Consider the following 11,669-nt stretch of genomic DNA (forward strand, 5'->3'; position numbering starts at 1 on the left):
GGCCTAGCCCGCGTGCTGGCGTTCGATGTAGCTGCGCAATTCCTCGGCCTCGCGGCGGGCCTCGCGCAGGCCATCCATTGCGGCGCGCAATTCAGCCTCGGTCTGGGACAGCTGGTTGGTCATCTCGGCTTCGCGCTGTTGCAGATAGGTGATCGCCTGATCGCGGGTTTCTTCGGCCTCGTGCAGGGCTTGCGCCATCTTGTCCAATTCGCCGATTTCGGATGTGGTCACGCGGGTAAAGCGGTTGACAAGCCAGCTGGCGAACCACCCCAGCGCGAAGGCCACGAACAGGATGACTGCCGTCGCGATGATGAATTCGGTTCTGTTCACTGTGTCGCCTCTGCCGCGTCGTCCCCTGCACCGTCTTGGGCGGTTTCGGCGTCGGTTTCAAGCGCCTCGGGCAGGGTTTCGTCGGTGACGGCGTCTGCGTCCTCAGGCACGATCAGGCTAAACTCGATCCGGCGGTTCGCCTCGCGGCCTGCTTCGGTGGCATTATCGGCAATCGGATCGGCGATGCCGTAGCCCACGGCCTCGAATGTGGACACTGGCACGCGGCGGGCGCGCAGGGCGGTCAGCACGGCATCGGCGCGGTCTTGCGACAGACGCAGGTTCATTGCCTCGCGGCCTTGGCTGTCGGTGTAACCGGCCACGCGGATGCGCAGGTCACCGCAAAGGCGCAAGACCTCTGCGATATCGTCGATCACCGGCTGGGCGGCGGCCGTGATGCTGGCGGACCCTGGATCAAAGGTGATCTTGCGCCCGTCAGTCATGGCAATGATCTGGGCGATGCATTGGTCTGGCGTCGGCAGGGCGGCGATCGGGTCCAGCGCCTCGACATAGCCGATGTCCAGGTCGAAATCGGCCGATTGTCCCAGCTTGTCGATCATCAGTCGCGATATTTCTGCTGTGGCGGTTTCGTTGCCCGTGTTGCCGCGAACCGTAATTGTCTGCGGCTCGACGACGACAATGCCATTGGACAGTTCCGACAGCGCCTCGATCCCGGCAAGGACGCGGACAGACCACCCGACGGGCAAGTCGTCGACCACGCGGGTGCGCATGGTGATATTGCGCTGCCCGAATTTGGCCGTTGCAAAATTTTCGGCCACCATATTGGTCAGGTCGTCGGGCATCCGCCCGCGCAGCTGGACATGGCCTTCGGGGCTGAGCGTGGCGGTGAATTGCGGTGGGCCAGCGGCTTGATCATCCGGCAGCTTGGGCAATTCGGCGGTCAGGGCAAAGACATCGGGCAAGCTGTTTTCAAGCTCGCCTATGGCGTTGTCAAAAATGCCCTGTTCCGTCCCGGGCAGGGCGACCAGAATCACGTCGGTGTCGGTCAGCGTTACGGTGCCGCCTCCGACATCATGCAGGGCGTCAATGGCCAGGGCGACCGCCTGGCCCCAATCCTGCGACGGTGCGCCAAGGGCCAGCGTGCAGGTCACGCGGCCTTCCAGCCCGGCGCTGGTGGCCGCGTCCAGGATCAGTTCGCGGGCGTCGACGGTATCGACAGCGCAGGCATCGAACCGCGCCCCGTCTGCGTCCAGAATGAACCGCGCCGTGAAGGGCGATATCACCGGCCGCGGCGCGTTGATTTCCAGCGCCAGGCGCACGCCATCGGGCCGGCTACGGGCAAGGGCGGCCTCCAATCGGCGTTTATCGGTCAGATTGTCGGCGATACCGCTGATGGTGATCCGGTCCGCGGTGACCGAAATCTTGGAACGGGGCAGCATTTCCAGCGCCACAATCGCGAAATCAACGGCGGCGCGCCATGTCGGGGGCGTTGGGTAATCGCCGGTTTCCAGCAGGTCCGCCACGCCTTGCCCGTCTGCTATTCGCGTGATGCGGCGCGCCAATGCGTCACGGTTGGTGCTGGCAGGGATCAGGCCGATCAGCGACACACCGCTGTCATTGCGCAGGATTTCGATCTTGAATTCGGGTGGCGCGAAATCTGCGGCATCCGCGACCGACAAATTGTCGATCACACGGCTTGCATCGACGACCCCGCCAGCCGCTGATATTGCGCGAAAGCGCCCAGCCTCGGTGGGGGCGGTGCCTTCGAGAATCACCTGCAACCCGTCGCCCAAGACGTTTGTCCACTCATGGCCGTTTTCGGCCAGTGTCTGGCGCACGGCATCGACCGACCGGTCTTCGACCGTGGCGACCGTCAGCTGTGCGGCGGCGACCGATCCGGCGGCTGCGACACTGAAGGCGATGATCCGTATGAAAATGGCAGAAAGGCGCATTCAATCCCGTTTCTTTTGTCCCGGTCCTGCATAGGCCCTGTGGTCGGGGTGTTCAATCATACCAGAAAGGCCATGGCAAAAAACGGCAAAGGGATCAGGCCGGCATCGCGGTTTGACCGGAAAATACGCAAAAGCCCTTCGTTGTCATCTGCATCGAAGCGGTGCAACTGCCATGCCAGATGCCCGCCCATCGCCAAAGGCCCGCCCAATGCCACGACCAGCGACAGGATCGACCTGTCCTGCGTGGCGAGCACCACCGCCGCCCCAAACAGAATCACCGTCAGCGCCAGAAACAGCCGCAACCACCAGCGCGCGGTATCGCCAAACAGCCGCGCGGTGGATTTCACGCCGATCAGCGCGTCATCCTCGGCATCCTGATAGGCATAGACCGTGTCGTAAAACAGCGTCCACGCAATCCCTGCCAGATAGAGCACGAAAGGCGCAGGCCCGATGCTGCCGGTATGCGCGGCCCAGGCCAGCAACGCACCCCAGTTGAATGCCAGCCCCAGAAATACTTGTGGCCACCATGTGAACCGTTTGGCGAAAGGATAGACCGCCACCGGCAGCAGCGCGAGGATGCCCAGCACAATCGCTGCAGGCGGAAAGGTAATCAGGATGCCAAAGGCCACCAATGCCTGTGCGATCATCCAGATCACCGCCGCTTTCACGCTGGTCTGGCCAGAGGGAATCGGCCGCGATCTTGTGCGCGCCACCGATCCGTCGATGTCGCGGTCGGTGATATCGTTCCATGTACACCCCGCACCGCGCATCAAAAACGCTCCGATCCCGCAGCCTGCGATGATCCAGATTGCAAAGCTGTCGAAACGCCCCGTCGCTATCACCGCCAGCCCCAGCGCCCACAGGCAGGGCAGATAAAGCAGCCAAGTGCCGATCGGCCGGTCCGCGCGCGACAGCCGCAGATAGGGCCGTGTGGGCGCGGGCGCCAACCGGTCCACCCAGTTGCCACGCACGGCGTCGGCGACACGGCCCGCAGGCTCTGGCATCCGGGGATTTTGGGTCATATGATCCGCTTCATGGCATCCAAGGTCCGGCTTTATGTAGATCACCCCTTGGGGGTAGGGCAATCGGTTCCACTGAACCGTGATCAGGCGCATTACCTGTTCGGGGTCATGCGGCTGGGGGCGGGTGACGTGCTGTCATTGATCAACAGCCGTGACGGCGAATGGGACGCGGTGGTCGAAAAGGCAGGCAACAAGGGCGGCGTGCTGGCCTGTCAGGCGCAGACGCGCCCCTTGCAGACCCCACCTGATCTGTGGCTGGTCTTTGCCCCGATTCGCAAGGAACGCACCGCTTTTATCGTGGAAAAGGCGGTGGAGCTGGGGGCGGCGCGGATTATCCCCGTGCAGACCGCGTTTACCCAAGCCGCCAATCGCATCCGGCAGGATAAGCTACAGGCCCATGCGGTCGAGGCGTCTGAACAATGCGGCGGCACCTTTGTGCCCCCTGTCGATGATCTGGCGAAACTTGACCGGCTGCTGGCGGATTGGCCCAAGGACCGGCAGTTGATGTTTTGTGATGAAGCAGCCATCGGCGCGCCGGTGCGCCTGCCCGCAATTCCCGGCCCTTGGGCCATCCTGATCGGCCCCGAAGGCGGGTTTTCCCCCGCCGAGCGCGACAAGTTGCGCGCCTTGCCCTTTGCCCATGCCGTCAGCCTTGGCCCCCGCATCCTGCGGGCCGATACCGCGGCGGTGGCGGCGCTGACATTGTGGCAGCAAGCGCTGGGCGATTGGGGATGATCCGTGCGACGCTGGCCGACAGGGCCGAGGTCGCAGGATTCCTGCGCCGGCATCTGCCGATTGCGATGTTTCCATTGGCGAACCTGCACAGGCACGGCATGGCGGGTGGCCATCCGCGCGCGATGTCGTTCTGGCTGCGCAAGGATCGCGGCGCGATCACCGATATCGCCGCGATCAGCGATGGTGGTTCCCTGTTTCCCGTCTGCCCGACCCACCCTTGGGCCGACCTGCGCGCTGCCATGCAGGGCAGCGCGGTTTGCGCGATTCTGGGCGATGCCGCACAAGTGACCGGCCTGCGCGCCGCACTGGGTCTGGAACAGGCGGCAGGCTATGCAACGACAGAGCCGCATTACGACCTGCCCCTGACCGATCTGGTCATGCCTGATACCGACGGTTTTACCCTGCGCCCACTGGTCGATGCGCCGCGCGATCTGGTGATCGGCTGGCGGCGTGCCTATCTGTCAGAGACGATGCTGGGCCAGGAGAATGACATGGACGCAACGGCGATCAAGGATATCGACAGCTATCTTGCGGTGGACAGCCACAGGGTGCTGTTTGATGGCGATACGCCTGTGGCGATGACAGGGTTTAACGCGGTCCTGCCCGATGCGGTGCAGATTGGCGGGGTCTTTACGCCGCCCGGTTTGCGGTCGCGCGGTCTGGCGCGGCGGGCGGTGGCGCTGCATCTGGCGCAGGCGCGCGCTGTGGGTGTCAGCCGAGCAATCCTGTTCGCGGCCTCTGTCGCTGCCAGCACAGCGTATCAGGCGATCGGGTTCCGCCGGATCGGGGCCTTCGCCATCGTGCTGCACGCAGAACCGCAGGTGGTACATGGCTGACTTTTTCCGCCCCGAAGCGCGCGCCTTTTTCTGGCGCTGGCGCGAGGTGCTGGCTGCCGCCGGATTGGCCTTGTTCGGCCTGTGGTGGGGGCTGAATGCGGCAGGTGTCACGGTCTGGCTGGGCTATCTGGTGGGGGTCATCGGGCTGGGCTGGGGCTTTGCCGCTGTGCAGCGCGCGCGCTTTGCGCAGGATGGTGAAGGGCCGGGTGTGGTGCAGCTGCGCGAACGCAGGCTGGCCTATTTCGGCCCGCTTGATGGGGGTATCCTTGATCTGGACGATTTGACCGAGGTCGCACTTGACCCTCGCAGCTATCCCGACCCCAGCTGGATATTGACCGGTATCGGTGGCCAGCGGATCGCCATTCCGATCAACGCCGCTGGCGCGGATACGCTGTTCGATGTCTTTGCGGCGCTGCCCGGGATCAAGACAGGCAAGGTGCTGGATGTGCTTTCGCGCACACCGGATGCGCTTGTTGTGATCTGGTCGCGTGCGCGTCCTCTCTTGCATTGACGGATGCGCTGGTGCAGGTCACGGATATGACCATTGATCTTTGAACGGAGCCTTCCCGATGTCCATCCCACAAACCGGCGGCGGCCCGATCGAACATCACGACCAATTGGCTGAATTGCTGGCCAAGGGCTGCAAACCCAAAGACGAATGGCGCATCGGCACCGAGCATGAAAAATTCGGGTATTGCGCCGATACGCTGCAACCCTTGCCCTATGACGGCGCGCGGTCGATCAAGGCGGTGCTGGAGGCATTGCATAGCCGGTTCGCCTGGGACCGTGTGGAAGAGGACGGCAAGATCATCGGCCTGACCAAGGACGGGGCCAATGTCAGCCTTGAGCCGGGCGGCGCGCTGGAATTGTCGGGCGCACCGCTCGAGACCATCCACCAGACCTGCGACGAGGTGAACAGCCATCTGGCCGAGGTCAAGGCCGTGTCCGACGAGATCGGCGTGAAATTCATCGGTCTGGGCGCCGCCCCCGTCTGGACCCATGACGAAATGCCGCTGATGCCCAAGGGGCGCTATCAGCTGATGGACCGTTACATGCAATCGGTCGGCACCATGGGCACGGCGATGATGCGCCGGACCTGCACGGTGCAGGTGAACCTCGATTTCGGGTCGGAATCGGACATGGTGCAGAAAATGCGCGTCGGCGTGGCCTTGCAGCCTGTGGCAACCGCGCTTTTTGCCAATTCGCCGTTCTTTGAAGGCAAGCCCAACGGCCATAAATCATGGCGCGCCCGTATCTGGCGCGATCTGGATGCGGCGCGCACCGGTATGGTGCCATTCATCTTTGACGAAGGTTTCGGCTTTGAGGCCTGGGTGCAATGGGTTCTCGATGTGCCGATGTATTTCGTCTATCGCGACGGTAAATATATCGACGCTTTGGGCATGTCGTTCCGCGATTTCCTGCGCGGTGAATTGCCTGCATTGCCCGGTGAAAAGCCCCGCATGTCCGATTGGGCCGACCATCTGACCACCGTTTTCCCCGAAGCCCGCATGAAGCAATATATCGAAATGCGCGGTGCGGATGGCGGCCCGTGGCGCAGGCTGTGTGCGTTGCCCGCGTTCTGGACCGGGTTGCTTTATGATCAGACTGCGCTCGATGCCGCATGGGACCTGTGCAAGAACTGGACCGCTGAACAGCGTGATGCCTTGCGCGTTGCTGCATCGGTGGACGGCTTGCAAGCGCAGGTCGAAGGGATCGACATGCATGCGCTGGCGCGCGAGGTCGTGGCGATTTCAGAGGCTGGCCTGAAAGCCCGCGCCCTGCCCGGTGCCGGTGGATTGGTTCCTGATGAGACCCATTTCCTCAATGCGCTGAAAGAAACTGTCGAGACCGGCAAGACACCTGCGGATGATCTACTGGACCATTATCATGGCGATTGGGCCGGTGATCTGGACCGGATTTATACGCAATATAGCTATTAGGGCTGCGCGCTGCGCGCTTGCTGCCTCCGGCGGGGATATTTCGGCTCGGACGATGGGGTTATTTCGCCCCGATCTTGCCTTCTGTTCCCGCGCGCAGCCGCGCGATATTGCCCCAGTGGCGGGCATAGATCAGCAGGCCAAGGCAGGCGGCCAGACCGGTGGCCGCGCCATAGCCCGCAAAGGCCATCACCACTGGAATCCAGCCAGCCGCGACCAGTGCCGCCAGTGACGAATAGCGCGTGATCACCGCCACAGCGAGCCAGATGCCGCAGGCCGCAAGGCCCATCGGCCAGGCCAGTGCCAGCAAGATCCCAAGATAGGTCGCCACCCCCTTGCCGCCCTTGAAGCCCAGCCAGACCGGAAAGCAATGGCCGATAAAGGCCATGAGCGCCGCCATTTGCACCGCATCTTCGGGTGCTGCGGCGCGCGCGGCCAGCACAGCGATAGCGCCTTTGCCTGCATCGAAGATCAAGGTCAGTGCGGCGGCTTTCTTGTTGCCGGTGCGCAGCACGTTTGTCGCCCCGATATTGCCCGACCCGATGTTGCGCAGATTGCCCAAGCCCATCAGTCGCGCCATGATCACCCCGCCGGGGATCGACCCCAGCAGATAGCCTGTGGCACCCCAGAGTGCCAGCATGGCAAGGCTGCTTTCGATGATGGGCATTATGCATTCTCCCAAATGCGGGTGCCGTCCACCCATGTGCCGATCACGCGGCCTTGCAGGCGCGCGCCGTCAAAGGGGGTGTTTTTCGACTTGGATTGCAATGTCGTGCGGTCCAGCTGGAACGGTGCGTCCGGATCGAACAGCACCAGATCGGCGGGCGCACCGGCCAGCATGCGGCCCGCGGCCAGCCCCAAAATGCGCGCGGGGTTCAGCGCCAATGCACGGAACAGGCGCGGCAGGTCGATCTGGCCTGCATGGTACAGTCGCATCGCGGCTGGCAGCAGGGTTTCAAGGCCGACGGCCCCGCTGGCGGCCTCTTCAAATGGGAGGCGTTTGCTTTCCTCGTCCTGCGGCGTGTGCATCGAACAGATCACGTCGATCAGCCCTTCGGCCACGGCCTGCACCACGGCGGCGCGGTCGTCTTCGGACCGCAAGGGCGGCGTCAGTTTGAAAAACGTCCGGTAATCCGCGATATCCATATCGTTCAGCGTCAGATGGTGGATGCTGACACCCGCCGTGATCCGCAGCCCGTTGCGTTTGGCGCGTTCCAGCGCGGGCAGGGCGCGGGCGGTGGTGATCTGGTCGATGTGATAACGCGCACCGGTCATTTCCAGCAGGCTGATATCACGGTCCAGCGCCATGCGTTCGGCCATCGCCGACACGCCCGGCAGGCCGCGCAAGGACGCGAATTTGCCGGTCGTGACCACGGCCCCTTCGGACAGGCCGGGGTCTTGGGTATGCCCGATCACCAAAGCATCCAGCGAACGCGCATAGCTGAGCGCGCGGGCCAGCACCTTGGTCTTTGTGACCACATGGTCGCAATCGGTAAAGGCTACCGCACCGGCATCGGACAACAGCCCGATTTCGGTCATTTCCTGACCGTCACGCCCCTTGGTCAGCGCCGCCATCGGCAAAACATGCACGGGTGCGTCCAGCTGCGCGCGGCGCGCGACGAATTCGAGTTTTTCGGGGGTATCTATGGCGGGGTCGGTGTCGGGGCGGGTCACCATCGTCGTGACACCTCCCGCCGCCGCGGCACGGCCCGCAGAGCGAAAGGATTCCTTGTGCCGCTCACCTGGTTCAGAGACTTTGACGCCAATGTCGATGATCCCCGGCGCCAGACACATGCCGCCGCAATCCACGATCTTTGCCCCGACAGGCGGCGTGGCGTCGATGCCCGTCACGTCATGGATCAGCCCGTCCACGACCAGCACACAGCCCGGCGCATCGGTCAGCGCGACGGGGTCGATGATGCGGGCATTGGCGAAAAAGGTTGCGGTCATGGGTTGGTTTCCTTGCAAAGCGTCATCCACCGACCCAGACCACCAGCCCGACCAGCGCAAACATGATCAGCAGGGCGGCGGTGGCGACCATCCCGCTCATCCGTGCGTCTGATTTGCGGGGTTTGGCGGGCGGGCCGGTCAGTTCACCTGCCCCGGAGGCCGAGGTCAGCTTTTCAGATGGTGTCATCGTCGGTGTTTCGCGCAGGATTGTGACCAGCGTGCTGCTTGCAGGCAGGGTGATCTGCTGCGCCTGTCCGCCAAAGGCGCGCGACATCACCAGCAGGACCGTGCCCTGCACATCGCGCAAGATGGCATCCTGTGCGGGTGTCAATGGCAGGTCATAGCCTTGCCGGATCAGGTCGGGCAGCGGCACGGTGGCGCGCTGGTCCGGTGTGATCAAGTCGACGAAATCCATGTTCAGCGCGACCGGCCCGATGATCGTTGCAACGCGCACGCCATCGGGTGCGGGGCCATTATAGGCAATCACATAAAGTGCGCCGTGGTCATTGGCGGGGATATCCAGCATCGCCTACACCATCACATTGTTGTCTTGGCGCGCCGCGCGCAGGTTGCGGGCCAGCAGGTCCATTGCCGCCATGCGCACCGCGACACCCATTTCCACCTGTTTCTGGATCACCGAGCGGTTGATGTCATCGGCGATGGTCCCGTCGATTTCGACACCGCGGTTCATCGGGCCGGGGTGCATGACAATGGCGTCGGGTTTGGCATGCGCCAGTTTCGCGGCATCCAGCCCGTAGCGGTGGAAATATTCGCGCTCAGACGGGATGAAACCGCCGTCCATCCGTTCTTTTTGCAGGCGCAGCATCATGACAACATCGACGTCCTGCAGGCCTTTGACCATGTCGTCGTAAACCTCGACCCCGAAATCAGTGATCCCCGCAGGCATCAGCGTCGGTGGCCCGATCAGACGGATGCGGTTTTCCATCTTGCCCAAGAGCATGATATTGGACCGCGCCACACGGCTATGGGCGATGTCACCGCAGATTGCGATATTCAGCCTGTGCAACCGGCCCTTGGCGCGGCGGATGGTCAGCGCGTCCAGCAGCGCCTGTGTCGGGTGTTCGTGCCGCCCGTCGCCTGCGTTCAGCACCGCGCAATTGACTTTTTGTGCCAGCAGATCGACAGCCCCCGATTGCGGGTGGCGCACCACCAACAGATCAGGGCGCATCGCGTTCAGTGTCAGCGCGGTGTCGATCAGGGTTTCGCCCTTTTTGATCGACGAGGCCTGCATCCCCATGTTCATCACATCGGCCCCCAGCCGTTTGCCTGCCAGCTCGAAACTGGCCTGCGTGCGGGTGGAGTTTTCAAAGAACATGTTGATCTGTGTCAGACCGGCCAGCACCTCGCGGTGGGCAAGGCCACGGGTGTTGTGGTCGGCATAGGTATCGGCAAGGTCCAGAAGTGTGGTGATTTCCAGCGGATGCAGCTGTTCGATCCCCAAAAGATGCCTTGCGCGAAATGTCATGCCCTGATCCTTTGCCGCCGTGTGCTGGGTTATAGGCTGCGCGCCCGCGGGCTTCAATGCCGCAGGCCCTGCACAAATGCTACGATTGCGCCTAATGTCACGTCATGGATTCGCAAGACACATATTGGCAGGACCGCGCGGCGCTGGAATGGCAGGTCGAACTTGGCGTGACAGATGCGATTCTTGATGCGCCGGTGGACCGCTATGCGCTTGATCCGGTGCCGGTCAGGGCCGCACCGGTGGCCGATGTGCCGCCGCCTGCGATTGCCCGCGAACTTGACCCTGTCGCCATTGCCCGCGCTGCGGCCGCCGCTGCCCCCGATTTGCCCGCCCTTGCCGCCGCGATGGCCGCGTTTGAGCATTGCGAGATCAAGCGTGGCGCGCGCAATGCTGTTTTTGCCGATGGCCAGCCCGGCGCGCGGGTGATGATCGTGGGCGAGGCACCCGGGCGCGAGGAAGACCGCGCAGGCAAGCCTTTTGTCGGGCAGGCGGGCCAGATGCTGGACCGGATGCTGGCCGCGATCGACCTGGGCCGCGCGCATGAAAATACCGACCGTGCGGTCTACATTACCAATGTCATGCCATGGCGCCCGCCATCGAACCGCACGCCTGACGCCGATGAAATCGCGATGATGCTGCCGTTTCTGGAACGCCATATCGCGCTTGCCGATCCGCAGATCATCGTGCTGATGGGCAATACGCCCTGTCAGGCGCTGCTGGGCCAGACAGGCATCACCGCCCTGCGCGGCACATGGACCGAAGTGTTGGGCAAGCCCTGCCTGCCGATGTTTCACCCCGCCTATCTGCTGCGCAACCCCGCCGCCAAGCGCGAGGCTTGGGCGGACCTGTTGACCCTGAATGCTAGGTTAAAGACATGAGCCGTATCGACGACACCCGCGATTTTATCCCCGTGCGCATCGCCGTGCTGACGGTCAGCGACACCCGCGTGCTGGCGGATGACAAATCCGGCCAGACCCTTGTGGACCGGATCGCAGCGGCGGGCCATCACCTTGCCCACCGCATGATCCTGCCCGATGAACGCGACCAGATCGCCGATCAGCTGCGGGTCTGGTGCGCCGATACGCATGTCGATGTGATCATCACGACAGGTGGCACCGGCCTGACCGGGCGCGATGTCACAGTCGAGGCGCATCGCGATGTCTATGAAAAGGAAATCCACGCTTTCGGCACGATTTTTACCATCGTGTCGATGCAAAAGATCGGCACAAGCGCGGTCCAAAGCCGTGCAACCGCGGGTGTGGCGCAGGGAACGTATATGTTCGCCTTGCCCGGCAGCCCCGGGGCCTGCCGCGACGCCTGGGATGAAATTCTGGGCAAACAGCTCGATTTTCGGCACCGCCCTTGTAACTTTGTCGAGATTTTGCCCCGTCTGGACGAACATTTGCGACGGAAATAGCGCGTTTGCGCGTATCACTGGACACAACGCCGCGCAGCACCAGTTC

13 protein-coding genes are annotated in these 11,669 nt (G+C 63.2%); 6 read left to right on the forward strand and 7 right to left on the reverse strand.

Features of this window, described 5'->3' with window-relative positions; genetic code table 11:
• Nucleotides 1–3: 3 nt before the first annotated feature.
• Genes SKA53_RS13810 through ubiA form a run of 3 tightly spaced genes read right to left on the reverse strand, consistent with a single transcriptional unit; the run spans nucleotide 4 to nucleotide 3,262 of the window.
• On the reverse strand, nucleotides 4–330 hold the full coding sequence (locus tag SKA53_RS13810; protein WP_007206788.1) for a hypothetical protein: 327 nt from the start codon (nucleotides 328–330) through the stop codon (nucleotides 4–6).
• A complete protein-coding gene (locus SKA53_RS13815; RefSeq protein ID WP_007206789.1) occupies nucleotides 327–2,240 on the reverse strand; it encodes an OmpA family protein in 1,914 nt (637 codons plus the stop codon). The genes SKA53_RS13810 and SKA53_RS13815 overlap by 4 nt, the downstream gene beginning before the upstream one ends.
• 56 nt (nucleotides 2,241–2,296) lie before the next feature.
• A complete protein-coding gene (gene ubiA, locus SKA53_RS13820) occupies nucleotides 2,297–3,262 on the reverse strand; it encodes a 4-hydroxybenzoate octaprenyltransferase (RefSeq protein ID WP_007206790.1) in 966 nt (321 codons plus the stop codon).
• On the opposite strand from ubiA, the gene SKA53_RS13825 reads away from it, so the two are divergent.
• Genes SKA53_RS13825 through SKA53_RS13840 form a run of 4 tightly spaced genes read left to right on the forward strand, consistent with a single transcriptional unit; the run spans nucleotide 3,263 to nucleotide 6,773 of the window.
• Nucleotides 3,263–3,997, forward strand: coding sequence for a 16S rRNA (uracil(1498)-N(3))-methyltransferase (locus SKA53_RS13825; protein WP_007206791.1), 735 nt, complete (start codon nucleotides 3,263–3,265; stop codon nucleotides 3,995–3,997).
• Nucleotides 3,994–4,833, forward strand: a complete 840-nt coding sequence (locus tag SKA53_RS13830) for a GNAT family N-acetyltransferase (protein WP_007206792.1) — start codon at nucleotides 3,994–3,996, stop codon at nucleotides 4,831–4,833. Before SKA53_RS13825 ends, SKA53_RS13830 begins: the two co-directional genes overlap by 4 nt.
• Entirely contained in the window at nucleotides 4,826–5,344 is a 519-nt protein-coding gene (locus SKA53_RS13835) for a hypothetical protein (RefSeq protein ID WP_007206793.1), read from the forward strand. Before SKA53_RS13830 ends, SKA53_RS13835 begins: the two co-directional genes overlap by 8 nt.
• Before the next feature lie 58 nt (nucleotides 5,345–5,402).
• Complete coding sequence (locus SKA53_RS13840) at nucleotides 5,403–6,773, forward strand: glutamate--cysteine ligase (protein WP_007206794.1); 1,371 nt, start codon at nucleotides 5,403–5,405, stop codon at nucleotides 6,771–6,773.
• A gap of 58 nt (nucleotides 6,774–6,831) precedes the next feature.
• On the opposite strand, the gene plsY is transcribed toward SKA53_RS13840, so the two are convergent.
• The 4 genes from plsY to SKA53_RS13860 are packed head-to-tail and all read right to left on the reverse strand — an operon-like array spanning nucleotide 6,832 to nucleotide 10,206.
• A complete protein-coding gene (plsY, locus tag SKA53_RS13845) occupies nucleotides 6,832–7,437 on the reverse strand; it encodes a glycerol-3-phosphate 1-O-acyltransferase PlsY (RefSeq protein ID WP_007206795.1) in 606 nt (201 codons plus the stop codon).
• Nucleotides 7,437–8,720, reverse strand: a complete 1,284-nt coding sequence (gene pyrC, locus SKA53_RS13850; RefSeq protein ID WP_007206796.1) for a dihydroorotase — start codon at nucleotides 8,718–8,720, stop codon at nucleotides 7,437–7,439. Before pyrC ends, plsY begins: the two co-directional genes overlap by 1 nt.
• A gap of 22 nt (nucleotides 8,721–8,742) precedes the next feature.
• Nucleotides 8,743–9,246, reverse strand: a complete 504-nt coding sequence (locus SKA53_RS13855) for a hypothetical protein (protein WP_007206797.1) — start codon at nucleotides 9,244–9,246, stop codon at nucleotides 8,743–8,745.
• A gap of 3 nt (nucleotides 9,247–9,249) precedes the next feature.
• Nucleotides 9,250–10,206 carry an aspartate carbamoyltransferase catalytic subunit gene (locus tag SKA53_RS13860; RefSeq protein WP_040483007.1) on the reverse strand — a complete coding sequence of 319 codons (957 nt, stop codon included), beginning with the start codon at nucleotides 10,204–10,206 and terminating at the stop codon, nucleotides 9,250–9,252.
• 104 nt (nucleotides 10,207–10,310) lie between these two features.
• Here SKA53_RS13860 and SKA53_RS13865 point away from each other — a divergent pair, with 104 nt between their 5' ends.
• Together SKA53_RS13865 and moaB are read left to right on the forward strand one after the other, a co-directional pair.
• Entirely contained in the window at nucleotides 10,311–11,084 is a 774-nt protein-coding gene (locus SKA53_RS13865; protein WP_007206799.1) for a uracil-DNA glycosylase, read from the forward strand.
• Entirely contained in the window at nucleotides 11,081–11,623 is a 543-nt protein-coding gene (moaB, locus tag SKA53_RS13870) for a molybdenum cofactor biosynthesis protein B (protein ID WP_007206800.1), read from the forward strand. Before SKA53_RS13865 ends, moaB begins: the two co-directional genes overlap by 4 nt.
• Nucleotides 11,624–11,669 lie beyond the last annotated feature (46 nt).

The sequence above is a fragment of the Yoonia vestfoldensis SKA53 genome (assembly GCF_000152785.1).
GTDB lineage: Bacteria > Pseudomonadota > Alphaproteobacteria > Rhodobacterales > Rhodobacteraceae > Yoonia > Yoonia vestfoldensis_A.